Here is a 24,177-nt window from a genome sequence, read left to right as displayed (position 1 = left end):
AGGCCGGGGGCAATTCGGACCTTTAGCTGAAACACAGAGATCACGACCATGATCTGCCGCGCCCGTTTCGTCCGTTACGGCGTCAATAAAGGGCCCGATGAACCGGATTCGAGGGTTCCGGACGTAACTGTGGCGCAACCCACGCTGCTTGACGGCAACCGGCCGCCCCGGATACCGGTTGTTCCCATGCCCCACACCGCTCCCATACGAACCCACCGGAAGCCCCGCCGGAACGCACCCAGGACGGTGCTTCGCGCAGGAGTTGCCGGCGGCGTCCTCAGCACCATCGCGGTTGCCGGTGCTGCCGGAACGGCGCACGCCGAGCCCGTGACCGAGACCATCGAGATGCCCACGCTCTCCGCGAACCTCTCCGCGGCGGTCGCACAGTCCGCCGCGGCGACACAGCAGGTCGCCCTGGACATGCAGATGCGCGCGCAGCTGCAGAGCCAGGAGGACACGGCGGCCAAGGACGCCGCCAAGGCCGCGAAGAAGGCCAAGTCCAAGGCAGAGGCGGAAGCCAAGGCCAAGGCGGAGGCGAAGAAGAAGGCCGAGGAAGCGGCCCGCGCCAAGGCCGCAGCGGCGGCCCACGCCTCCCGCTCGTCCGCACGCACCGAACTGGCCTCGTACTCCAGCCCGTCGGACTCGTCCTCCTCGTCCTCTTCCTCCTCCTCGACGGCGACCGGTTCCGCCGCGGCGATCGTCTCCTTCGTCGAGTCGCACATCGGCGACGCGTACGTGATGGGCTCGACGGGCCCCAACGCCTTCGACTGCTCAGGCCTCGTGCAGGCCGCCTACCGCACGGTGGGCGTGGACCTGCCGCGCGTCTCGCAGTCGCAGTCGACCGCGGGCACCCAGGTCTCCCTCAGCAACGTCCAGCCCGGCGACATCCTCTACTGGGGCAGCGCCGGCAACGCCTACCACGTGGCGATCTACGTCGGCAACGGCAAGTTCGTCGGCGCGCAGAACCCGAGCAGCGGCGTGGTCGAGCACGACCTCAGCTACGACCAGCCGACGGGCGCGGTGCGCGTCCTCTGACGCTCGGTCGCCCTCTCTGTCGTTGAAGGTCCGCGTCCCCTCCCCGGGGGGCGCGGACCTTCGCGTTTCCCGGGCAGCCGCCAGTAAGGTCACTATGAGTGACTGATAGAATCCGCCACGTCATAGCACTGGAGTCCGACCACTCCGGGAGGGGGGACGGAACATGGTTGACCGCCTCAAGGTAGAGGCCGAGTCCCTGGGCCGCCTGCTGAAGCAGCTGCACGACAGCCAGGACGACCTGCGCAAGGCGCTCTCGGCGATGGAGGACATCGGCCCGAAGAGCACAGGCAGCGTCGAACTGGACCACGCGTGCGACGAGTTCCACGACAGCTGGGACGACGTGATCGGCAAGATCGCCGACGGAACCGGGGCGATCGAGGACAAACTGCGCGCCACGAAGAACGACTTCGCGGCAACGGACGAGGCGATCAGGGCGGCGTTCGCCGCGGAGGCGAAGCGGCAGGCGCCGCCGACGTCGCCCGGGCCGCCGGGGCTGCCCAACGGCTTTCGATGGAAGGGCACACCATGAGCGCCGACGAGTACCCCACACTCGGCTTCGACCCGGCGCCGGGCAAGCCGGCTTCGGTGAACGACCTGGCGACCAAACTCTCGACAGCGGTCGGCGGCCTGGAAAAGGCGAGCTCGACGCTGACGGGGATCGCGAAGGGGGGAGAAGAGAAGAGCGTGTGGGAGGGCGAGGCGGCCACGGCGTTCTCCAAGCGGGTCGGCGAGCTTCCGCACTACCTGAAGGACAGCCATGACGCCCTGAAGTCGGCGGCCACGCAACTCACCACCTGGCACACCAAGCTCGTCGGGTATCAGGCCACGGCTCGGAAGTACGAGGCAGAGGCGAAGACGGCCAAGAGCCACGAGGCCACCGCCCAGAAATCGCACGATCACAAGGCGTCGGCGTACAACGAGGCGGGCGCGGACCCGGCATTCGGCCTGGTCGGCCGCGCGTACGGCACCCAGGCGGAGGCACACGCGGCGCAGGCCAAAATCGACGCGGCCAGCGCCCGCGTAAAACGCGCCGGCCACGCACTGGACACAGCGACGAAGCAACTGAACGCGGCCCGCGACGAACTCGAAGCGATCGTGCAGAAGGCGAAGGACCTCCTCGACCACCACCAGGCCGAGGCCCGCTCGATCGCGGCGAAACTCCGCAAGGCGGACGCCAAGGCGCCAAACCCGAGCTTCTGGGAAGGCGTCGGGGATGGCTTCAAGAAGCTGGGCCATGGCATCAAGGACTGGTGCACGAAGCACGCGGACCTCCTCAAGACGGTCGGCGACTGGATGAGCACGGCCTCGGGCATCCTCGGCGTAGCCGCCCTCGCCACCATGTGGTGCCCCCCGCTGGCGGGCGGCCTCGCCCTGGCCGGAGGCATCGCCGCAGGCGGCGCGCTGGCCGCACACGGGGCTGCGAAGCTGGGCGGCGCGGATGTGGGTTGGACGAAGCTGGCGTTCGACGGAGTGGGAGTGGTTCCTGCGGGCGGCTTCGGCAAAGACCTGGTTGCTGGGGTGAAAGTCTCTGTGAAGGCAGCAAAAGCCGGGGACGCAGCCAATAAACTCGCACTAAAAGGCGTGAACACCATCAGTAAACTCAAGTCGGCCGGCTTCGAACTAACTAAAGATACCGAAAATGAAGCGAAACTTGCCGCCGGGAATAAATACGAGTTCACACGAGATAATTTGGGGATCAAGGGAAAGTTGAGCCTCGCCTGGCACCACAATGTGGTTAAATTTTCCGAAGGGACCCTCCTTGCTGACGGAGTCAGCAAGATTTTCACCGCAGAGCAGATGCCAAAGTTGCCCGGCATCGTTTCTGCAATGCGACCAGACGGGACCCTTGATCCTATGTCATGGTGGTCACGCGGAGTGCAGATCAGTAAAGGCCTGGGGCTTCCAGGAAAGCTCCAAGAAGATTTTTCTTCCGGCGCGCCAGCAGCAAGCTCCCTGGGGTGAGGAAAATAAAAGAAAGTCAGATGTTCACGAGCTATCACGTGCCCCTTGAGGAGAGGAACAAGTACCCTGCAAATACCTACTTCGCGATCTACCCCCGCCCACTACTGCCCGACAGCAAACCCATTGCTGTGGTGATTCCTGAACTCGATGTAACTGAAGATCCATCGAGCAACAGGGCTCCAAACGGAAGCGCTACGGAGGGGCCCCACACAGACGGCAATCCAGTCAATGACGTGCTCAGTGAGTACAGGAAGGACAGTGAAGACCTCCATCTGCGCCGCGAACGCATCAAACGGCCGTTCAAAATCGCATCTCCAAAGCTTGAACAGATGTGCCTCGTAGAGTACGTAGCGACTGAATCGGCCCACTACGTGTACGCTGCCGATGGCGCTCTTCTAGCGAGAATTTATAGAACTCCTGGCCGCCTCTATCCTTGGCCTCGGCGCGTGAGGTGGCATCTGGAAGTCGCCCACAGCGACGAACCCTCTACGCGCTACTCCGCTCCGCAAGGAACCATCCGAGCCTGGACATCATTCGTCATCTTCTCACCTCTTTGGGTCGCACTCATTCTCCTTCGGCTCCTCGGCGAGTTCCTTGACTCGACCGATACCGATTACGTATGGGGATTGCCCATCCGAGCGAAATGGCGCACAGGAGTGGTCAAGTGGGGGCTGGACTACCACGGAGTAGGCAACACGTATTACATCAACCCGAAAGCTCTGGATCCTCGGGTAGCCTACGCTCAGGCCATCATCCATAACTGGACGCCACGCAGAGAAAAGAAGAACCAGTCGCAATAAGGGCACCGACAGCGCCCGCTTCTCTGGGATATGTAACGAGAAAATGGGAAAGATCAGACTCGCGATCAGCCAGCAGACGCCTGACAACGGAGGAAATGACTATCCTGCAAACGCGTGCTTCATAAGAGTGCAGTACCCCGAACCCAGACGTACGGTCGCCGTGGTGGTATCGGAACCCACAACGCCAGCGGAAGTACCGGTAGAGGAATCACCCTACAGTGACCAGAAGCTCGAGGTACCGTTCACCATCTCATTGCTAAACCTCGAAAAACTGTGTCGAGTGGAGCCTGAGAAGGAAGAGGTGGGCCACTGCGTCTACGCAGCGGACGGCACCCTGCTAGCAAGAATTCGTAGAACACCAGGTCGCTTCTTCCCGTGGCCCCGTCGAGTAACATGGCGCACGGAAGTTACTAACGTCGACGCAGCTCCCTCACTCTATGTCGCGCGAAAAGGAACTGTGCAAGGCTGGGCATCCTTTGTGGTTTTTTCTCCCCTATGGATTGCATTGCTGCTCTTCCTGCTACTCGGCGCCCTATTGGGAGAGAGCGGCGATCCAGCTGATCTTCTATGGGATCTTCCCGCACGCACAAAATGGCGTACGGGGCTCTTCGGCGGGGGTCTAGATTTTCGCGGCATACGTGGCGCCTACTATCACAACGCAAGGAAAATGGATCCTCGTGTGGCATACGCTCAACTCATAATCCACAGTCGGACTCGTTAAGAACAAGAAGTGTGCGATGCCTATCCAGTATCTCCGTGGTCGGTAAGCTGCCCGCGTCCACACCCCATGCCCGTGGTTGCAAGAATATGCCCCCTGGGGAAGTAAGTTGACGAACGTTCCACCCAGCCTGGCCGACATCGCAGGACCCAAAACCTTTATCGACGCCGACATCTCCTTCCGTATCCCCGAGGGAATGCACTCCCTCGGCCTCGACCTGTCCCCCGAGGACCGCGCCGAGCACATCAGGCACGTGGCCGACGAGGTGTGGGCCGCCGGGACGGACTACCAGCGGGAGACGACGGCGCAGATCTACAGCGAGGTCGCCGACAGCGCCGCCGAGGACGGCGCCCTCTACGCCGGCGTGGCTTTCCTTGCGCTCGACGACGGTCAACCCGCGAGTGCCTCCCTCGTCGTGCGTGCCGAGGCGACCGACAAGACGGACGCCGACGTAGTCGCCCACGGCATCGTCGAGGGGCTGTCGGCGCAGCCCGGGAAGGAGGCGTACCGGACGACCGCGGCCGGGCGGCCCGTCGCCGTGGTCTTCTCGGTGGTGGGTGCGGCCCTGGACGACGAAGACACAAGCACCCTCGACGCCGTGGCTGCGCCCGTGCTCCCGGTCGCTACTGCCGAGGCGTACGTCCCGCTCCCCCAGATCTCCCAGCTCGTCGTCCTCGGCATCAGTACCCCCACGCTGGAGATCTTCCCCGACCTGGTCGCCCTGCTCTCCGGTATCACCGAGACCCTTGAGGTAGGCGCGACCAGCGCGGATGGGGCGAGCGACGACAGCCGCAGAGCACCTGGCGCCGTCGCGCCGCGCCCGTCCCGCATCAGCGAGTTGTAGGGGAGGGGCAGGGGGCGCCTGGACAGCGCCACCGACCCGATGGGCTCAGCCCGGCTGCAGGACCATTCGGTAGCGCGCGCCGCCCGACAGCATCTTTCGGTAGGCCGCGTCGGCCTCGTCCAGTGGTACGACCTCGACCGTCGGGCGGATGCCGTGCAGCGCGCTGAAGTCCATCGTCTCCTGGACGTCCTGCGCGCTGCCCGACGGGTGGCCGCGCACCACGCGGCCCTTCAGCAGCAGCTGCAACGGGCTGATCGCCATGGGCTCAGGAACCGCGCCGATGACGACCAGCTCGCCGCGCGGCGTCAGCCCCTCGACCGTCTCGGAGATCGCCGCGGAGTTGCCCGCCGTGGCCAGCACCGTCTTCGCGCCGCCCAGCGCCTGCAAGGCCTCGGCCACCGGCGTGCCGCCCGTGCTGTCGATGTAGTGGTGGGCGCCGAGTTCCGCGGCGAACGCGGCCTTCTCCCGGCCCCTGGCGATGGCCACCGTCTCGAAGCCCATCGCGGCCGCGTACATCACGCCCAGGTGCCCGAGGCCGCCGATGCCGAGGACGGCCACGACGTCGCCCGGTTTCGCGGGGCTGCGCCGCAGGCCCTGGAAGACGGTCACGCCGGCGCACGCCATGGGAGCGGCGTCGGTCGCGGACAGCGCGTCCGGGATCCTGGCGAGCGCGTCGACGGGCGCGATCAGCGCCTCGGCGTAGCCGCCGTCGTACGCCCAGCCCGGGACCTTCAGGTTGTCGCACACCACGAAATCGCCCTGGCGGCACGGCCTGCAGTGGTGGCAGCTGCCGCCGAACCATCCGACCGTCACCCGGTCACCGACCTGCCAGCCGAGTTCCCGCGCGCCCTCGCCCAGCTCGTCGATGCGCCCGGCGACCTCGTGCCCGGGGACCACCGGGAACTGGACCCCGGGGTACGCGCCCTCGACGAATCCGGCGTCGCTGTGGCAGACACCGCACGCCTCGACGTCGATCCGCACGTGGTCCCGGCCCGGCCTGCGGACCTCGCGCTCGACGATCTCGAACGACCCGCCGGCGGCGGCCACCTGGGCCACACGGTATGTGTTCGTCTGACTCGTCTGACTCATCTCGACCTCGCCAGGAGCGGTTCGTGGATGACAACGATCACTTCAACGATCACTTCATGGAAACACCGACCTGGCCCGGCCGCCCGTCGTCAGCCCAGCCCGCTCACCGCGTCCCCGACGTACTTGGCGCCGAGGACGACGAGACCCGTCATCACGATCGCCGTGCTGTGCGCGGACATCCACGTCTTCCAGCCGCCCAGCACCCGCGTCGAGCGGTCGCCGCCCAGGAAGTACACGGTCAGCGGCACGAGCGTGCACAGTGAGCCGAGCACGACCATCACCGCGGCCGCGGCGGCGCGGCCGCCGGCCGTCGTGCCGCTGCCCGAGATGGACAGGGCGCCGCCCACCGCCAGGGCGAGGTTCTTCGGGTTGGCCACGGCCAGGAGGGCGGCCAGACCGGCGGCCCGGCCGGCGTGGAACGTGTCGATCGCCTTCATCCAGCCCGGTTCGTCGGCCGCCCCTCCCTGCCGGGGTCGCCCGCGCCACTCGAGTACGGCCATGGCCAGGAACAGGATCCCCAGGCCCAGCTTCACCCACAGCACCCAGGCGGCGGGGGTGTCGCGGCCGGCCGAGGCGCTCCTGCCGGGGGTCGCGACGAGGACGACGGTCACCACGATGCTCAGCGCGGCGAACCAGGCCAGGGCGAAGGCCGGACCGTTGGTCCGTCCGCGCGGAGTGGCGAGCATGAGGACCACGGCGATCAGCGGTACGGGGCTGATCCCGATGCCGACAGCGGAGGTCAGGATCTGCCCGATCGCGTCGCCCATGAACCGCCTCCGTTGACACGCCTCGGCCGGAAAGTGCAGGTCCGGCCAGTCAACCGGGACGGTCGCGGGCCCGGCGCGCCGAGCCGCGCCATACGGGCGAACCGCCGGCCGCCGTAGGCACGCCCGTACGCGCGCCCTCCGCGAGCGCCGCGCGTCCCGCGCGCGTCCAGCCTCGCGCCGTCCCTCGTACGGTCCACGGCGGTGGCCGCCCCCGCGCCCCTGCGGAAGCGTGGCAGGGGCCCACTGGCACCAGCAGCAGCACCAGCACGCGCACCAACGCCGGACGAGCCGCACCGCGAGGGAGACCAAGCATGGCCGAGGCCACCAAGTCAGCAACGTCCACCGGGCCGAAGCCCGCCGAACCGGCCGTCGCCGCCGGCAACGCCGCCGTGCGCGAGCGCTTCCCCTTCGACGACTCCCAGGACTTCGACGACGCCAAGCGCGGCTTCATCGGCACGGCCGACGAGACCGAGACGGAGGTGCGCGGCAGCGACGGCCGCGGCGTGTGGGGCCTTGAGGCGTACGGCTTCCTCGACCGGGAGTGCCCGGAGACCGCCAACCCCAGCCTGTGGCGGCAGAGCAGGCTGGTCGCCCAGCACGGCCTGTACGAGGTGACCGACAGCATCTACCAGGTGCGTGGCTTCGACCTGTCGAACATGACCCTGGTGGAGGGCGAGCAAGGGGTGCTCGTGATCGACCCCCTGCTCACGGCCGACACCGCCGCCGCCGCGATCGCCCTGTACCGGCGCCACCGCGGCGAGCGGCCCGTCACCGGCGTCGTCTACACCCACAGCCACGTCGACCACTTCGGCGGCGTCCGCGGAGTGGTCAGCCAGGAGGACGTCGACGGCGGCGTGCCGGTGTTCGCACCGGACGGCTTCCTCGACCACGCCGTCAGCGAGAACGTCTACGCCGGCACGGCCATGAACCGCCGCGCCGCCTTCATGTACGGCGCGGCGCTGCCCAAGAACGAGCGCGGCGGGATCGGCGCGGGGCTCGGCCAGACCACGTCCACCGGCACCGTCGGGCTGATCCGGCCCACCGTGGACGTCACCGCCACGGGGCAGAGCGAGACCGTCGACGGCATCCGGATGGTCTTCCACCTCACCCCCGGCACCGAGGCCCCGGCCGAGCTCAACATCCACTTCCCGGGCCGGGCCGCGCTGTGCATGGCGGAGAACGCCACGCACAATCTGCACAACCTGCTGACGCTGCGCGGCGCGCAGGTACGCAACCCGCACGTGTGGGCGCACTACCTCACCGAGGCCATCGCGCTGTTCGCCGGCTCCGTCGACGTCGCGTTCGCCTCGCACCACTGGCCGGTGTGGGGCCGCGAGCGCGTCCTCACGTTCCTGTCCGAGCAGCGTGACGTGTACGCCTACCTGCACGACCAGACGCTGCGCATGCTCAACCAGGGCCTCACCCCGCTGGAGATCGCCGAGACGATCGAGATGCCGCCCGCCCTCGAACGTGCCTGGCACACCCACGGCTACTACGGCTCGGTCAGCCACAACGTCAAGGCCGTCTACCAGCACTATCTGGGCTGGTTCGACGGCAACCCCGCCCACCTGTGGGAGCACCCGCCGGCCGAGGCCGCCAAGCGGTACGTGGACTTCATGGGCGGCCCGGAGAACGTGCTGCGGCGCGCCCGCGAGTCGTTCGCTGCCGGTGACTTCCGCTGGGTGGCGCAGGTCGTCAACCACGTCGTCTTCGCGGCGCCGGACAACGCCGAGGCACGCGCCCTGCAGGCCGACGCCCTCGAACAGCTCGGCTACGGCAGCGAGAACGGCACCTGGCGCAACTTCTACCTGACGGGCGCACTCGAACTGCGCGAGGGGTCCGTCGGCACGCCCACCTCCACCGTCGCCCCCGACATGCTGGCGGCGCTCACCCTGGACCAGCTCTTCGACTCGCTCGCCATCCGGGTCGACGGGCCGCGGAGCTGGCACGCCGACATCACCGTCCGCTTCAACGTGCACGGCGCGGACCCGGTCAACCTGCGCCTGCACAACGGCGTCATGGTCCACACCACCGGCGCGACGCCCGAAGCGTCCGAACCGGACGCCGAAGTCACCCTGAACGAGGCCGATTTGCGGGCCCTCCTACTCGGCACCGCCGACCTCGACGGCCTCGCCTCCCAGGGCCGGGCCGACGTCACGGGCGACGCGGGAACGTTCACGGAACTCCTCGGCCACCTGGGCAGTCCGGACCCCGGCTTCGCGGTCGTCACGCCTTGACGGCCCGTGTTCTGACCGCCACCGCCGTCTCTGACCGCCGCCGTTCCTGGCCGCCGCCGTTCCTGAGCGTCGCCGTTCCTGACCGCCGCCGTCCGCCCGGCATCGGGCTGAGGGAGCAGCCCATGCCGGACCACGAAGCCTCCGCCGGGGACGACGCCGCACGCGGCTCGGATGCCTCGGCCCGGAGCGAGGTGGAGGGCCCCGGCCTGCGGAACACCCTGGCCAACGAGCGGACCCTGCTGGCGTGGTTCCGCACCGCGCTGGCCCTGCTGGCCGCCTCGTTCGCCGTGGTCAAGCTGACCGACATCACACCTCACGCCCTGCGCCTCGCGATGGGCTCCTACCTCATCGCGCTGGCCGTCGGGGTCGTCGGCGCGGGCTACCTCCAGTGGCGCGCCCGTCAGGCCCGGATTCGTCAGGCCAGGATCCGCGGGCCCGACGCGCTCGACCGCGGCCGGAGCGCGCTGTCACTCACCGTGGCCCTGTTCCTGCTCGCCGGCTTCGTCATCGCGGTCATCGTCGTAGCCCCCTGAGCGGGCACACCGGCTGCGGCCTCGCCGCCCGAACAGCAGGAGTCCCGAAAAGCAGGAGTCCCGAACAGCAGGAGTGGAAGAGAGCGCCCGATGCGACCCGTCCGCCGACCGTCCGTGGTCCGCCGCCGCTCGTACCGCAGCGCGCACCGCGCGGCCTGGCCCAACCGCGGGCTGGCCGTCGTACTCGCGGGCGGCGGGGCGCTGCTCGGCTGGTGGCTGCCGCACGCGGAACGCTCGCACCATCTCGGCGGCCTGTCCTACGACCCGGCGGCCGCCCAGGCGACCCTCGGCGCCATCGCCGCCGGCGTCATCACGCTCACCGGGTTCGTGCTGACGGCGATCACCCTGGTCGTCCAGTCCGTGCAGAGCATGTCCCCGAGGCTCGCAGGCGTCCTGGGTTACTTCGAGCGCTCGCTGGTGCTGTTCGGCGCGCTGACCGGCACCGCCGTCTACGCCCTGGTCGTCCTCGCACAGATCAGCGAACGCCACGTGCCGCGCCTGTCGGTCACGCTGGCCATCGTCTTCGTCGTCCTGTCGACGGGGGCGATCCTGCGCAGCCTCGCCGAACTGCGCGAAGTGGTCACGGGCGGCGGCCTGGTGCGGGCCGTCGCCCAGCGGCTGCATGCCGCACTCGACCACACGTGGCAGGAGGAGCGGTCACACGCGCAACCGCCCACCGACGCGCCCCGCGAGCCGCATACGTCTCTCACCGCCGACAGCACCGACATCGCCGCGACCGACCGCGGCATCGTCCAGGACATCGACGACCGCGCCATCGCGGCGACGGCCGCACGCTGCGGCACACACGTCACGTGCCTCGTCGCCGTCGGCAGCTTCGTCGAACCCGGCGTGCCGCTCCTCCGCGTCGCCCCCGCGCCGCCGTCCGCGGCCGACGCCCGCCGCCTGACCCGCGCCGTGCGCATCGGCCCGTCCCGCCGCGTCGACCACGACCCCGCGTACGGGCTCCGCCTGCTCGTGGACGTCGCGATCCGGGCCCTCTCCCCCGCCGTCAACGACCCGACGACGGCCGTCCAGGCGCTCGACCAGATCGAGTTCGCCCTGCTGCGCCTCGCACCGCGCCCGCTCGGCACGGCCACCGTCCGCGACCCGGGCGGCACGGCCCGCCTCACCATCCCCCGGCCCGGCTGGAACGCCCTGCTCGACCTCGCGCTCGCCGAAGTCCTCCTCTACGGCGCCGACGCCCTCCAGGTCCACCGCCGCCTGCGCGCCCTGCTCGACACGCTCGCCCGGGCCTGCCCGCCGTCCCGCGCGTCGGCCCTCGTCCCGTACCGAGCGGCGCTCGACCGCACCGCGCAGGCCCTGGCCGACCCGGCCCTGATCGCCACCGCCACTGTCCCCGACCCGCAGGGCCTCGGCGGCTCTGACCCGCGTGACGGCACCGCGGCGGACGCCTGAGCGGGTCGTACGATCAAGGACCGAAGCGCAGGACGCCCCCGGAAGGCCAGGAGGCCCGCCCGCATGCCCGAAGCCGCCGCCCCTCGCACGGCACAGCAGCGCAAGAAGGACACGCTGCACCGCCTCGAACACGACGTCGACGCCTGGGTGTCGACGGCCGACCTGGAGACCGGCGCGCCCTACATGGTGCCGCTGTCGTTCCTGTGGACGGGCTCGTCGCTCCTGCTGGCGACCGCCGCGTCCACCCCCACGGCCCGCAACCTCTCGCTGAGCGGGACGGTCCGCATGGGCATCGGCGAAACGCGCGACGTCATCCTCGTCGACGGCACGGCCCAGCCCGTACGCCCGGCGGATCTGCCTCCGCAGGAGGCCGACGCGTTCGCGGCGAAGACAGGCTTCGACCCGCGCGAGGAGGCGGCCCCGTACCTGTACTTCCGCGTCAGCCCGCGCAGGCTCCAGGCGTGGCGCGAGGTGAACGAGTTCCCGGGCCGCGACCTGATCGTCGACGGCCGCTGGACGGTGGCCTGACGGCGAGCCGCCCAGCGGGGCGCGCCAGGCAGCGGGCGCACTACTGCCGGGACAGACCGGCCGGGTCGATCTCGACGGCGAACGGGGCGCCCAGGCGGGTCGTCACGCCGGAGAGCGCGGTGGTCCGCTCCACGTACCGGCCGCCCCGCAGCTCGTAGACGGCGAGCATGGGCACGGGATCGAACTCGAGGCGCCAGAAGTGCGGGATGGCGGCCTCGGCGTAAAGCATGGGCTTGAGCTTGCGGTCGATGGTGCTGTTGCCGGGCGAGACGAGTTCGACGACGAGCCGCACGTTCTCCGCGTCGACGCTGACACCGTCCTCCGCGGCCGCGTCGGCGTCGACCACGAGGAGGTCGGGCACGACCAGCCCGGAGGGCACGGTGACGCTGACGGCCCCCAGCACCTCGACCGGAGCTCTGGCGGCCCGAGCCGCCGCATGCAGGACGGTCGCGAGCCGGAACGCGGCCCGCTGGTGGCGGACGTCGGGGGCGGGAGACCTTACGAGGGACTCCCCCAGCAACTCGTGACGGTGGGTGCGGTCTTCGGGCAGGGCCAGGACGTCGGCGACGGTCCAGGGGCCGTGGTGGTCGGTGGACACGCTCAGAAACTCCGTTCGCTCAATTCCACTTGCAGGCAACGCCCGTGCCGCCATCAGCCACGAACGTGCACCAGACATGCTTGCGGCCGACGGCATGCGCGCCGTGGATCGTCATGCCCCAGGCGTGGGCCAGGCTGCCCACCAGCCGCATGCCGCGCCCACCCTCACCGGGGCCGTCCCCGTCCGGGCCCGCACCCACACCCACTTCGCAGAGATCCTGTCGTCCCGGCACGGGCAATGCCCACGGCTGATCGTCGGCAACGTAGAGGGTTGTGGCCCCCGAAGCCATGACGACGTCGAGCCCGATCGCGGGCGTGTCCGTGTGCCGGTATGCGTTGGTGACGAGCTCGGTCACGCACAGCCGTGCGTCGTCAGCGAACGCGGCGCGCCCGCGCTCGCGCAGCAGCAGGCCCACGAAGTCGCGCGCCAGCTTGGGAGCGCTGGACGAAGGCGCCAGCACGAGCCGGTAGCACTCGCCGCCCTCGCTCGGCCCCTCGGATGCATCAGCCATGTCCGGCCTCCCCTTGAGGTACGCACTCGCCGACCGTGGCTTCGGCCGCACGGAGGTACGGCTGCACTTCGGTTCCTGTGAGCGAGCGCTGCACTACTGACAGTAGGGGCATAATTGCTACGAGGCAAACCGACCACCTAACTTGCTGACGGTTGGACCGGAAGCCGGCCCACGGGCCAAACTGGAGGCAGACAGGGGAAGGTGACATGCCGCCAAGGAATAACCCGACAGTGCGCCAGGCCCGGCTGGGCCGGGAGTTGAGACGGCTGCGCGAACGAGCCGGCAAGGCTTCGCGCGAGGCGGCGGCCATGCTCTCGACCGACCAAGCGAAGATCAGCCACATCGAATCGGGCCGCAACGGCATCAGCGAGGACCGCATCAGACGGCTGGCGACCTTCTACTCCTGTGACAGCACCGCACTCGTCGATGCGCTCTGCTCGATCGCGCGCGAACGCAGCGGGCAGTTCTGGTGGGACGAATACCGAGGCGTCCTGCCACCCGGCTTCCTGGACATCGCCGCGCTTGAGCACCATGCCACGTCTCTCCAGTACTGGCAGCCCGTCACCATTCCGGGGCTCTTCCAGACGGAGGACCAGGCCCGCGCGCTGTTCGACACCGTGCTACCGAAGCTGCCCACCAGCGAGGTGGACGCACGCGTGGAGCACCGCATGCGACGCAAGAAGGTCTTCGAGCGGGACACACCAACCGACCTCGAGGCCATCGTCCATGAAGCGGCTCTGCGCATGCGCATCGGAGGACGCAAGGTCGCGCGGGGCCAGCTCGAGTACCTGCTGGAGGCGTCCGAGTGGCCGGGCGTGATGCTTCGCGTCATCCCCTTCTCTCACGAGAGCTACATCGACGTCATGCAGACGGTGCTGTACGCCTGCGGCCCTGTCCCTCAACTCGACACGGTGCACATCGACAACGCCGCGCGTGAGTCCTACCGTGACAGCCCAGCCGAACTGGCGAAGTACCGGACGCACTTCGACCTGGCCGAGCAGGCATCGATGGAGCCGGATGAGTCACGAGAGTTCATCCGGCACATTGCGCGAGAGCTGTAGGAGCAATGATGAGCACAGAGCCCACCTGGCAGAAGTCATCCTTTTCAGGAGGCGGCGACAGCTCGCAGTGCGTCGAGATCGCCGAACTGGGCGGGAAGATCCTCATCCGCGAGAGCGACGACCCGGCAGGCATCACCACCACGACCCCCGCCAACCTGGCCGCGTTCATAGCAGGCGTCAAGGCGGGCGAGTTCGACCACTTCACCAGCTGAAATTCCTGGGAATGTCAACTGTTGCCATGGTCTCCAGGTGCGCCAGGAAGGATCGCACGCTGCTCTTCGCTCCACCCTTGCGGTGGCACAAGCGAGGGGTGGACTTGAGACACCATGACGCGTGAGTCCATTTCCTCGTCCGCCTCTGCGTAGCAAACCTCGAACCTCCGCTGCGGATAGGCGATGCCCAACCTGGCGCCCCACGCTTGAACCAAAACAAGCGCTAGTTCGCGATTAGCGCTTTCCACCAAATCCGCAGGCCCTCTATTTTGCCGAAACATATGAGCGACTTCGAAGGTGTTGAAACTATCGACGATTTTTTGCCATGCCATAGGCGCCGAGCTACCGCTTGGCGCAGGCGCCCGAAGGCGACCGTCAATATATTCGCGGTCATCACCCCAGAGAGCTACAAATACGGCTCCCTCAAGCTCCACCAGCTTCGGCCAGAAAAGTCGAGAGTAGACCAGAGCTTGCACTGAATCTCCCAGTTCGCTTACGTACGAGATGGGATCGGCAGAACCCACGTCCGGGTAAGCGCGCTGCAGGATTTCCCCCACTGTAGCTTTCTCGCACATCTTCTTGTCCCTGCTCATCGAGGTGGCCGCGGAGGAGTTCATCACATTCGACCACTTCACCGGCTGACGCCTGCTGAGGACGAGTCAGGCCTGCCGATTCCTGGCACACGTCCCAGGTTCTTGGCCAGGATGCGGGGATGTCGCCCGCCACGACGGTGAATTCCGTCCGCTAGCCACACTGACGCAACGGCTCCCGATCTCGACGTGAGTAGCCACAGTTGTGAGAGTCTCACGTTTGCTCGGCTCGGGTGACCGAGTTTCTGTCGCGCCAGAGGGGCCCTTCAGGATGCGGGGCCGACGGCAGTCCAGGAACGCCAGCGCGACATGCCCGACCGCACCACGTCCCGCAGGGCTGCTACGAGCAGAGGGCCCACGGTCTCGCGCGTCCGGGGGGCCTGCTCGGCCGTGTACCCGTGGGGTACCGCCTCCACCAGCATGATCAGGTACAGGTAGCAGCGATGCAGGGCAACGTGAGAGTCCGAGGGGCGGATCTGCATAAATTACCGAAGCCGCCACAACAATGATCAAGCCGCAATCGTTTCTATCAAACGAAGGGACCATCGAGTACTTCATATTGGAGCCACGTCCCAATGACGTACTGTTTGGAATATTCACCTCCTTCCCCAACCTGCTCCGGTGACCACTCATCCGGCCCTGGATCAAGATCTAGAACGCATCGCTCAGATGCACAGTCCAACTTCAGACCATCCGAGAGGACAGAATACGATTGCTGCTTGCTGCAGGCAAATTGATATTCATAGACGCCCCCGACTGCAAGCCGAACAAGACGCCATTCATTGCTGGAGCTCGCATCCACTGCCTGGATATCGAGTGTAGCAAGCCGATCAACCGTCAACCTCCTCGGCAAATGAAGTTGAATCCCGGTGACCACAGCATCTTCAAACTTTCCAAATCTTGCAACAAATTTACTAAGACCATCTGCCGCAAGTCGCACAAAAGGCATTTGCAGACCCTCTTACTGTCAGTCAGGCAAACCCGTCAACCGAAGGCTCTCGGATCGAGTCTAAGGACCTCAAAGATAGTTTCCCCCGAAGCAGGCCCCAGCGGAGAGACACACGATGGCACGGCCCATCCTGCTGCTGTCAGATGACAGATGCCTGCCACGGTGCGCCAGCAGCAACGAGGACTGGCGCACTAGAGGACCGCTGGCGGAATACCAGAGAACCAGTGGCGCGTTTGCACAGCACGCCATTCACACAGACCTATTCCGCCCAGCCCTGCGCATTCGACATTGATTCAATTGGGAATCCGCCGACCACCCGCATTTTACTGCCGACTTTTTTCTCGTAAACGCTAGGACAGAGATAGAGAAGCCCCTCGGCGGCCTGGAAAAATGGCCTGACGAAACACGTAAACTCCGAGGTCGACCTCAAGGCCGCATTGTACGCATCCCTGCCAGCCAATATGCACGCGCAACGCGAATACAGGAAGTGGTCACTTGTTTGCAGCAGCTCCAAGCCAACCGCCAACGCCACTGGGATCTCCGCTAGCTGCCGCCTGTCCATCCCGTACAGAGCCTCACGCAGCTCTTCGGAAAACTTGACCAGATCGGTCGCATCCAGCCCATCAAGTCGCCCAGAGACCCGATCGAGAGCTGACCGCACATCGTCTCCCGACTGAGCGGGATTCGACCCGATGATGTTCCAGAAGTCGGTCACGTGATCCACCCTCACTGTCGGCGTACGGCCTTGGCTCCCCAGTTGCGATGCCGCCATACCGCCCGCGCGGCCGGACGCGCCACCCTGACCAACGACGAAATCACTCTGCTGACTACCGAGTTCGATCAGGCCGTCGGGGTCGGACGCTCCAACAACCCCGATCCGCCGCCGAAGACGCCCGGCAGCTAATCGACCGTCTGCACCGCCGGCGCGACGACATCCTGCGCTTCCTACACCACCTGACGGTGCCCTTCACCAACAACCAGGCCGAGCAAGACATCCGCATGGCCAAAATCCAGATGAAGGTCTTCGGCGGCTGGCGCACCCTCGATGGCACCAACCGTTGGCGGCCTGTGCGCTCCTACCTCGCCACCGCCCGCAAACACGGCCTCAACCCCATGACCGCCCTCCGCGACCTCTTCGCCGGGAACCTCTGGCTACCACCTGCTCACAAGTAATCAAGCAGCTGAGTAGTCACTCCAGGGTCACTCGAACGCATTCCAGCCAGTCTGTCCACGCGGCCAGATCAGTAGGGTTCCCATCCGCCTCGAGGGAAATATCACCCAATAGCGTAAGCAGATCATCCCCCGCTCGATTTGCAAATTGCCAGATGAATCTTGACATTGCCTCAAATGCCTCGCGTTCATCCAGTGAATAACTACCCACAAGATCCTCCCTAACGGGGTGTCGGGTTCATCCCGCCGTTTGTAATTGTGGTTCCGTTTCTGACCTCGGCCCACGCCTGTGTGCCGTCAGGGAGAGTCTCAAAGTATTTTTCCAACGTACCGCCGTCATGCGGAAGCTCGATCTTCGAGCGGAGGTTCTCCGGCTTGATTGCCCTCTGAATTATTGCGCGATTCTCCGGCGTATCCACCTTGAGGTGCCCAGGATGGCCATCTCGGAAGATATGTGCAGTGTTTGATCGGAACTCTGGCCTACAACCCGTATTATGCACCAATACCGGGGTAGCCCCAGCCAGCACATAGTACGTGTGGAGCTGGTTGACGGTGAGGTTGTACCGGTCGGCTGCTCCGGATGTGGGACGGGCGCTGAGCAGAATGGCGTGCTTCGACATGTTCGTGATGAGGGCGTCACCAGGGGTGAGGTCGCCCGCTTGAACCCACGAGTGTGTCGTGGCATCCCAGAAGGGGTGGTTCGAGGTAGTGTGGAGGATTGCCGTCTTACCTGAAGGCTGGCGGATGGTGACGTCCAGCAGATCGTGATCGTGATTGACCCAGCGCGCCTTGACCTCACGTGTTCCCTTGTGGTGGCCGGTGTTGGGGTCTGCCGCCTCGACCATGTCACCAGGCTTGATCTTGGAGATTGCCTTGGTGCGGCCGTGGTCCATCAGAACCGGGGTGTTGGGTGCGAAACTGCACTGCGGTGGCTTCGACTCGCCCGCGCGTGTTGAGGCGTCTGCGGACCCCTCGGATGCGGTGGCGTCGGCTTCGGAGGCTGCCTCGCCGGCGCCCTCCGCGGTTGCTGATTCCTCGACGCCCGCGGCGGTGCCCTCGGCCGCTACGGTGGCGCCCTCACCCGCCCCGGCCTCGATGGCCGCGCCTACGAGAATGGGGCCGCCGCAGACCTCAGCCAGAATACTGAAACACGCCGCGACCCCGAGTACTGTCCCAGTGGCAGCCAAAGCCATCACCGGGTGCTTCGTCACCGCGTGGTAGGCCGACTTGGCGATGTGAGCGACGCCGTGACCGAACGCCTTCCCGGCGTGGGACACATGCTTCCAGGCGGAGCACCACCAGCAGCTCTTGTGGGTCGTCGGGTGGTAGCTGCCGCCTCCCTCGTAGCCGGCGTAGTGCGACGCCGTGCCGCCGCCCGTGGCCTTGCCGTGGTGGGAGAGGCTGCCGTCGCCGTGGGTGACGACCCCGGAGCCGCAGCCCGGCATACCCGGGCCGCCGCAGGCCAGGCCCTCGCCCGTCGGGTCCGACGACGTGACCGGGTTGTCGGCCGCGTAGGTGTAGCCGTTGATCGTCTGCGAGATGTTGGTCTGCAGGAGCGGGTCGAGGCTGACGAAGCGCCCGGTCGTGGTGTCGTAATCGCGGGCGCCGAGGTGGGTGAGGCCCGTGCCGGTGTCCTGGATGCCGCCGACGAAGCCCTTGTCGCCTAGCCAGTCGGTCGAGTCGGGGTTGCCCGTGCCGCTGCCGTCGGCGCCGGGGCCCCTGGCGTTGCCGTACGGGTCGGTGTAGCGGCGTACGACGGACTGCGTGGTGTTGTCGATCTGCGTGGATGCGGTGTCGTGCCGGTCGGTGAGGACCCAGTCCAGCTTGCCGTCACTCGTGCGGACCGCGACGGTCTGGCCCGCCCAGGCGTAGTAGCGCGTGCCCGTGGCGGTTGAGGCGCCCGGCGCGAGGTGGATCTCCATGTCGCCGAGGTAGAGCGTCGTGCCGGATGTGTCGCGCGACAGGAGGCGGTTGCCGTCCGCGTCGTAGACGTAGGAGACGGAGGTGCCGTCGGCGTTCGTGACCTTCGCGAGGTTGCCCTCGTCGTCCCATTCCAGGCGCTGGGTCTTGCCGCCCACCGTGCGGGTCGTGGTGTTGCCCGCCTTGTCGTAGGCGTAGGAGGCCGTCGTGTCCGGCCGGCCGGACTGCGTCGTCACGGACGAGTCCAGCGTGTGGGGCTGATCGGTGCCCGGGACTGGGTACGTGTACGTCGTCGTCTTGTCGGACGTGCCCGACGTGGCGCCGTGGTCCACCAGCGTCGTGCGGTCGCCGACCGGGTCGTAGCCGTAGCTCTGCCAGTAGGGTGCCGGGCCGCCGAGCATCGCCTCGGACGGGTCGGCGGCGCATCCGTTCGTCGGGGTCCAGGCCTGGATGAGGCGGTCGTGGCCGTCGTAGCGGTAGCACTGCCTGTCGTTCGCGCCGTCGGCCCGGGTGTCCACCGTGGTCGGGTTGCCCGAGTCGTCGTAGGTGTAGTGCGTGTCCTGGACCGGCGCGGAGTCCGTGTCGTCCGTGACCAGTTGGCGGCCCAGACGCCGGGTGCCGTCCTCGTAGGTGTTGCTGATCTGCACCCACTTGGCGCTGTCGGCGGTCGATGTACCCAGCGTCAACTGGGACACGTCGCCGGGCTTGGTGTAGTCGGTGTTCAGGACGTAGCCGCTGGTGCCCTTGAGGGACTTCGGCATGCCGAGTTCGTTGTAGCCGAACACCTCGGACTCGCTCGGCAGGCCGCCGGCCGCCGGGTCCGTCGCCGAGTACTGCGTCCCGTCCAGGTTGTAGGCCGAGCCGAAGCTGTACGTGCCCGCCAGTGCCTCCTCGCCCGCGACCGACGGCACCGTGACCCGGGTGAACGTTGGGTGGTAGAGGGCGTCGTAGCGGACGGTCTGGCTGGTGTAGGCCTTGCCGCCGGTGCCGGAACCGCCGACGTAGCGGATGGACGCCGAGGGTTGACCCTTGGCGATCGTGTCGTACGTCCACTTCGCCAGCTGGTGATCGGCGTCCTGGACCGTGCCGTCGTACTCAGCGGTCTTCCGGCCGAGTGCGTCGTATGTGTAGCTGAGGGTCTTGCCGCGGCTGTCCGTCGTCGACGTCGTCCGGTCCAGGTTGTCGTACGTCGTCGTGCTCGTGCCGCCGTCCGGGTCGGTCGTGGACGTCTTGCGGCCGAGCAGGTCGTAGCCGTAGTGCCAGCTGTTGCCGTCCGCGTCGGTGATCTGAGCCAGGCGGCTCTTCGCGTCGTAGCGGTAGTCGACCGCCGTGTAGGAACCGGACGACGTGCCGTTGTCGTAGTCCCGGGTCTCGGTGGTGCGTCCGAGGGTGTCCACGAGGGTGGTGGTGGCCACGCCGCCCTTCGGCGGGACGACGGTCGTCCGGTCACCGCCGTAGGTGGTCGTGGTCGTCCACTTCTTGCTGCCGTCCGCGTAGAAGTCCTTCGCCGTGGCCCTGCTGTCTCCGTCGTAGGTGGTGAGGGTCTGCGACGGCTGCGCGGAGGTGATGTTCGCCAGGGTGCCCGACGGATCGCTGCCGTCGGAGTAGTCGGCGTCCGCCTCGACGGCGAGGCCGCGCGTGTCGTACTTCGTCTCGCTGATCACCCTGCCGCCGCCCGGCGCGGCCGTCTGGGTCTGGCGGGGACGCAGGAGCGCGTCGTAGATGGCGTACGAGTAGTCGTACGTCGAGCCGTCGTTGCGGAGCTTGCCCGTGCGCACGTACGAGGCCGAGGTGTTGGACAGCTCGTAGTCGTAGACGAGGCTGGCCGTCTGGCCGGCCGCCTTCGAACGGTTGGGCTGCCAGAGGCTGGTCAGCCGGCCGAGCCCGTCGTAGGCGTAGTCGGTGCGCTTGTTGTTCGGGTCGATGACCGACGTGGCGAGCCCGCGCGCCGGGTCGTAGTCGGTCGTCGTCTGGTAGTTCTTCGCGTCGTAGCTGATGGTGCTGGTCAGCGGGCCACCGGTGGCGGGGGTGTAGGCCGTCTTCGTGGTGTTGCCGTCGGCGTCGGCCACGGAGGTCACGCGGCCCTGGCTGTCGTAGGCCGAGGTGGAGACGGTCTGGTAGACGGGGGAGCCGTCCTTGTACGAGGCGAGCCGCTGGGTGGACGTCTCGTCGCCCTTGGTGGGGGCGACCCCGAAGGCCTGGCCGTCGTAGAGCGTGCGGTTGTCGGAGATGACGTCGTCTGGCCGTTTCGGAGTCGTCCCGCACGGTACGTCGACGATCTCCACGCGCGTCGGCACGGCCCTGAGCCATGCACTGTCGTTGTTGACCAGCGTGTTGCGTGTGCACTGCTCGTCGCCGCTGGTGGCCGTGTCGCCACTGTCGTCCACCTGGAGCGTCGCTCCCGTGGCCGGGTCGTACGTGGTGTGGACCGCTGTGTTCCGCGTGCCGCCGCTCGAGAGGTCCGTCCGGTTGTACACGGCCGACGGAGCCACATAGTCGGACGTGCGCGTGCCGTCCGTGCCCGTCTGGTGGTACCACTCGTCGGTGATCGTCCCGGACACCTCGTGCGTGCCGTTGTAGGTGATCGACTCACGGACCGATCCGGCGAGCGGGTTGGCGTCGGTGACCGCGGTACCCTTCGAGTCGGTGATCTTGACGCTGCGCTTGCTGCCGTCCGCCTGCTTGTCGCCGTCCATGCCGCGGAAGTACGTGTCCACGGTCTTGGTCCTGGTGGACTGCGCGTCACCGGTCGTCGTCGTGACGCTGCCGTAGCCGCGCCACTGCGACCACGTGATCCGTTTGGCGGGCGAGGTCACGTCGTCGATGTCGTAGTGCCACGCGGGCGCGCCGTTGTAGGTGTAGTCGGTCTCCTTCAGCGGAGCCCCGCCCGTCGGATCGGACTCGTTCACCTGCTCGACGACGTACTTGTGGAAGTAGTCGAGTTGTGGTGCGTCGGTGTACGGAGGCTGCCAGTAGGTCGGATAGCAGAGCTTGGTGTCCGCGTCGGGCGCGCTCGGCATGTTCGAGCCGACGACGCACTGCGGGTCCGAGTAGTTGACGGTCAGGACGGAGCCGGTCTCCGACGTGATGGTGCGGACTCGCCACTTGATGAGTGCGGCGATGTCGTCGTGTGTCGTGTCGACACGGTTGGCCATCTGGACGCCGGTGAAGGTGACCGGCTTCATGTCGACGGCCTTGCCGTCCTCGCCGGTCCGCGTGATCGATTTCAGCCAGAGCCCGGCCGAGGTGCCGTCGCCCGGGTCGGGGAAGGACTGGTCGAGCTTCCAGGAGTCGACGTCCTTGTAGGCCGCCGGGCTCGCCGAGGCGTCCCAGACCTTGGTGGTGACGGCCGTGAGCCGCTTGCGGGAGAAGAAGGTCGGTGCGGGATCGTTCTTGCACACCTTGCCCGTGCCGCAGAGCTCGTCGTAGGGCACGTCCGGCCAGTACTTGGCGGTGGTCGACGTCAGCGAGTCGCACTTCTCGGTGCTGGTGGGCAGGCAGCGCTCCGCGGTCGTGAACACCACTTGGTCGGGCGCGGTGCCGAAGACCGTGGACGACGTGATGCCGTAGTCGATGCGGGAGAGGTAGCCGCCGCGGTCGTAGGAGGTGCCGTCGGCGGTGGTGGTGCCGTCCTTGGCGTAGTGGTTGAACTCCTTCGTGTACCAGTACGACATGGCGTTGCCGTGCGGGTCGACGACGTAGTCGAGGTTCCACCGCCACGCCTGGTCGCAGGAGCTCGCGGCGAAGGTCGAGGCGTGGCAGGGCTCACCGGAGTCGTCGCCGAAGACGGGCACGTGCCACACCGAGTTGGTCTCCGGCTTGCCGGTGCTCCAGCCGGGCAGGCGGTTCTTGCCGAAGACGTACTGCGTGCCGTCGGTCGTGGTGACGGTCCAGTACTCGCCGTCGTTGTCCCCGTTGACCGCGCCGGTGGAGTGTACGATCCGCTCGCCGTTGTCGCCCTCGGGGTGCCAGTCGCCGGTCTTGGTGTCCTTGACGAGACGGGTCGAGTGCCCGTTGAGCACGAGGACCGCGTTGTCGCCGGCCCAGCACTCGTCCTGCTTCTTCGACTGCCCGTCGTCGTCGCACGCGTCGTACGACCGCTCGATGTAGGAGGTCGGCAGGTCCCAGCCCTCACCCACCCAGGACGGCTGGTTGTTCGTGGACGGGAGGCGTCCGTCGACGCTACCCGAGTCGTAGTTGATCGCGAGGGTGGGGGCCGGGCCGCCGGCGGAGGGAGGCACCGACAGCGGATACGACCAGTTGAAGTCGCCGCTGGAACCGCCTGCCTGCCATGAGGCGGACGGAGAGAGGGATGTCGCCTTGTAGGAGCCTGCTCCCGAGGTCGGGGCGGCTGTCGCGGCGAGGACGGTGAAGCCGTTGCCTGCGGCGGTTCGCACGGTCGCCGGGGATGCGGACGTCTCGACGGCGCTCTGCCACAGTCCTGTGGTGGTGTGCTGCGGGATCGCGACCGTGGCGGTCAGGGTGTGGTGCCGGATATCGTTGTGGGTCTTGACGGGTGTCTTGGTACGGCATCCCGGCGTGCCCGGCCTGGTGAGGGCACACGCCGGCAGTCGGACGAGCGAGAGCCTGGAGGCGTAGTCGCCGCCGAAGGCGTCGGCGAACCCTGAGTAGTCCAGCGTGAGTTGCGCCGAACCGGTGTGGTGGCCCGCCGTCCCGCCCGTCACCGTGAGCAGCGCGCCGTCCGCTCCAGCGTCAAGGGCCGCGGTGTGACCGGCGACCTTCACGGACACGGAGTCCGGTGCGGCGGCCGTGTGTGGCGATGCGGCGGACAGCTTGACCGGGAGGCCGCCGACGGATGCGGCCTTGGCGGAGTGCCCGGCCGGCGCCACCGAGAGTGTGGCATCGGCTGTCTTCGGCCACTTCACGGCCTTGTTCACGGTGGCGGACGTCCGTGCGGCTGCCGCCTTCGCCGGGTTCTTCGGCTTGGCGGTACTCGCCTTGAACGGGACGGCGGTCCCGGGCTTCGACTGCTGCGCCTGCACGGTGCGGTGGCCGTGGTGCTCGTTCGCCCAGGCGGCAGGCGCCGTGCCGAGCAGGGAGGCAGTGGCCGCTCCCGTCACCAGTACGGCGACCCAGCCCCGTATGCGACTGAACCGCTGTCCGCGCCAGGCGGGCGCTCTGAACGGGCCCGCGTGTGTGCCGCCACGCATGTGTGAACTCCGCATCCTTCGGGATGGTGCGAACCGATGTGCCACGGACGTCGCCGCGGGGTTTCT

General features: G+C 67.4%; 20 protein-coding genes. 12 read left to right on the top strand and 8 right to left on the bottom strand.

The window, feature by feature from the left end; genetic code table 11:
• Positions 1-186: 186 nt before the first annotated feature.
• The 5 genes from JFN87_RS14355 to JFN87_RS14335 all read left to right on the top strand — a co-directional run bounded on the left by JFN87_RS14355 (position 187) and on the right by JFN87_RS14335 (position 5,359).
• The gene (locus JFN87_RS14355; protein WP_209340426.1) at positions 187-1,035 is read left to right on the top strand and encodes a C40 family peptidase; all 849 of its coding nucleotides are present in this window, start codon (positions 187-189) and stop codon (positions 1,033-1,035) included.
• A 163-nt stretch (positions 1,036-1,198) separates the two neighbouring features.
• Positions 1,199-1,564: a DUF6317 family protein gene (locus tag JFN87_RS14350; protein ID WP_209340425.1), complete on the top strand. Its 366-nt coding sequence runs from the start codon at positions 1,199-1,201 to the stop codon at positions 1,562-1,564.
• A complete protein-coding gene (locus tag JFN87_RS14345) occupies positions 1,561-2,997 on the top strand; it encodes a putative T7SS-secreted protein (RefSeq protein WP_209340424.1) in 1,437 nt (478 codons plus the stop codon). Before JFN87_RS14350 ends, JFN87_RS14345 begins: the two co-directional genes overlap by 4 nt.
• Before the next feature lie 20 nt (positions 2,998-3,017).
• On the top strand, positions 3,018-3,797 hold the full coding sequence (locus JFN87_RS14340) for a hypothetical protein (protein ID WP_209340423.1): 780 nt from the start codon (positions 3,018-3,020) through the stop codon (positions 3,795-3,797).
• Positions 3,798-4,624: 827 nt separating this feature from the next.
• Entirely contained in the window at positions 4,625-5,359 is a 735-nt protein-coding gene (locus JFN87_RS14335) for a hypothetical protein (RefSeq protein ID WP_209340422.1), read from the top strand.
• A 45-nt stretch (positions 5,360-5,404) separates the two neighbouring features.
• Here JFN87_RS14335 and JFN87_RS14330 read toward each other — a convergent pair whose 3' ends face one another.
• Both JFN87_RS14330 and JFN87_RS14325 read right to left on the bottom strand, forming a co-directional pair.
• Positions 5,405-6,448, bottom strand: a complete 1,044-nt coding sequence (locus tag JFN87_RS14330) for an alcohol dehydrogenase (protein WP_209340421.1) — start codon at positions 6,446-6,448, stop codon at positions 5,405-5,407.
• Positions 6,449-6,537: 89 nt separating this feature from the next.
• Positions 6,538-7,215 (bottom strand): GAP family protein, encoded by a 678-nt coding sequence (locus tag JFN87_RS14325; protein WP_209340420.1) that lies wholly within the window; start codon positions 7,213-7,215, stop codon positions 6,538-6,540.
• Positions 7,216-7,526: 311 nt separating this feature from the next.
• Between JFN87_RS14325 and JFN87_RS14320 the strand changes: the two genes are divergently transcribed.
• The 4 genes from JFN87_RS14320 (at position 7,527) to JFN87_RS14305 (ending at position 11,929) form a co-directional block, all read left to right on the top strand.
• Positions 7,527-9,452, top strand: coding sequence for an alkyl/aryl-sulfatase (locus tag JFN87_RS14320; protein WP_209340419.1), 1,926 nt, complete (start codon positions 7,527-7,529; stop codon positions 9,450-9,452).
• 122 nt (positions 9,453-9,574) lie between these two features.
• The gene (locus tag JFN87_RS14315; protein ID WP_209340418.1) at positions 9,575-9,985 is read left to right on the top strand and encodes a YidH family protein; all 411 of its coding nucleotides are present in this window, start codon (positions 9,575-9,577) and stop codon (positions 9,983-9,985) included.
• Positions 9,986-10,075: 90 nt separating this feature from the next.
• Complete coding sequence (locus tag JFN87_RS14310) at positions 10,076-11,401, top strand: DUF2254 domain-containing protein (RefSeq protein ID WP_209340417.1); 1,326 nt, start codon at positions 10,076-10,078, stop codon at positions 11,399-11,401.
• Between the two features lie 63 nt (positions 11,402-11,464).
• A complete protein-coding gene (locus JFN87_RS14305; protein WP_209340416.1) occupies positions 11,465-11,929 on the top strand; it encodes a pyridoxamine 5'-phosphate oxidase family protein in 465 nt (154 codons plus the stop codon).
• A 40-nt stretch (positions 11,930-11,969) separates the two neighbouring features.
• Here JFN87_RS14305 and JFN87_RS14300 read toward each other — a convergent pair whose 3' ends face one another.
• Together JFN87_RS14300 and JFN87_RS14295 are read right to left on the bottom strand one after the other, a co-directional pair.
• Complete coding sequence (locus JFN87_RS14300; protein ID WP_372449231.1) at positions 11,970-12,527, bottom strand: Uma2 family endonuclease; 558 nt, start codon at positions 12,525-12,527, stop codon at positions 11,970-11,972.
• Positions 12,528-12,546: 19 nt separating this feature from the next.
• Positions 12,547-13,038 carry an ATP-binding protein gene (locus JFN87_RS14295; protein ID WP_209340415.1) on the bottom strand — a complete coding sequence of 164 codons (492 nt, stop codon included), beginning with the start codon at positions 13,036-13,038 and terminating at the stop codon, positions 12,547-12,549.
• A gap of 206 nt (positions 13,039-13,244) precedes the next feature.
• Here JFN87_RS14295 and JFN87_RS14290 point away from each other — a divergent pair, with 206 nt between their 5' ends.
• Both JFN87_RS14290 and JFN87_RS14285 read left to right on the top strand, forming a co-directional pair.
• Positions 13,245-14,099 carry a helix-turn-helix domain-containing protein gene (locus tag JFN87_RS14290; protein ID WP_209340414.1) on the top strand — a complete coding sequence of 285 codons (855 nt, stop codon included), beginning with the start codon at positions 13,245-13,247 and terminating at the stop codon, positions 14,097-14,099.
• Between the two features lie 8 nt (positions 14,100-14,107).
• Entirely contained in the window at positions 14,108-14,311 is a 204-nt protein-coding gene (locus JFN87_RS14285; RefSeq protein WP_245179631.1) for a DUF397 domain-containing protein, read from the top strand.
• Positions 14,312-14,325: 14 nt separating this feature from the next.
• Here JFN87_RS14285 and JFN87_RS14280 read toward each other — a convergent pair whose 3' ends face one another.
• The 3 genes from JFN87_RS14280 to JFN87_RS14270 form a co-directional block, all read right to left on the bottom strand.
• A complete protein-coding gene (locus JFN87_RS14280; RefSeq protein WP_209340412.1) occupies positions 14,326-14,946 on the bottom strand; it encodes a hypothetical protein in 621 nt (206 codons plus the stop codon).
• A 484-nt stretch (positions 14,947-15,430) separates the two neighbouring features.
• The gene (locus JFN87_RS14275; RefSeq protein ID WP_209340411.1) at positions 15,431-15,850 is read right to left on the bottom strand and encodes a hypothetical protein; all 420 of its coding nucleotides are present in this window, start codon (positions 15,848-15,850) and stop codon (positions 15,431-15,433) included.
• Between the two features lie 259 nt (positions 15,851-16,109).
• Positions 16,110-16,565 carry a DUF4240 domain-containing protein gene (locus JFN87_RS14270; RefSeq protein ID WP_209340410.1) on the bottom strand — a complete coding sequence of 152 codons (456 nt, stop codon included), beginning with the start codon at positions 16,563-16,565 and terminating at the stop codon, positions 16,110-16,112.
• A gap of 47 nt (positions 16,566-16,612) precedes the next feature.
• On the opposite strand from JFN87_RS14270, the gene JFN87_RS14265 reads away from it, so the two are divergent.
• The gene (locus JFN87_RS14265) at positions 16,613-17,023 is read left to right on the top strand and encodes an IS66 family transposase (protein ID WP_209340409.1); all 411 of its coding nucleotides are present in this window, start codon (positions 16,613-16,615) and stop codon (positions 17,021-17,023) included.
• Positions 17,024-17,241: 218 nt separating this feature from the next.
• Here JFN87_RS14265 and JFN87_RS14260 read toward each other — a convergent pair whose 3' ends face one another.
• Positions 17,242-24,111, bottom strand: a complete 6,870-nt coding sequence (locus JFN87_RS14260; RefSeq protein WP_209340408.1) for a polymorphic toxin-type HINT domain-containing protein — start codon at positions 24,109-24,111, stop codon at positions 17,242-17,244.
• Positions 24,112-24,177: the final 66 nt, after the last annotated feature.

The sequence above is a fragment of the Streptomyces montanisoli genome, assembly GCF_017813245.1.
Classification (GTDB): domain Bacteria; phylum Actinomycetota; class Actinomycetes; order Streptomycetales; family Streptomycetaceae; genus Streptomyces; species Streptomyces montanisoli.
This window is presented reverse-complemented; position numbering and strand designations above follow the sequence as displayed.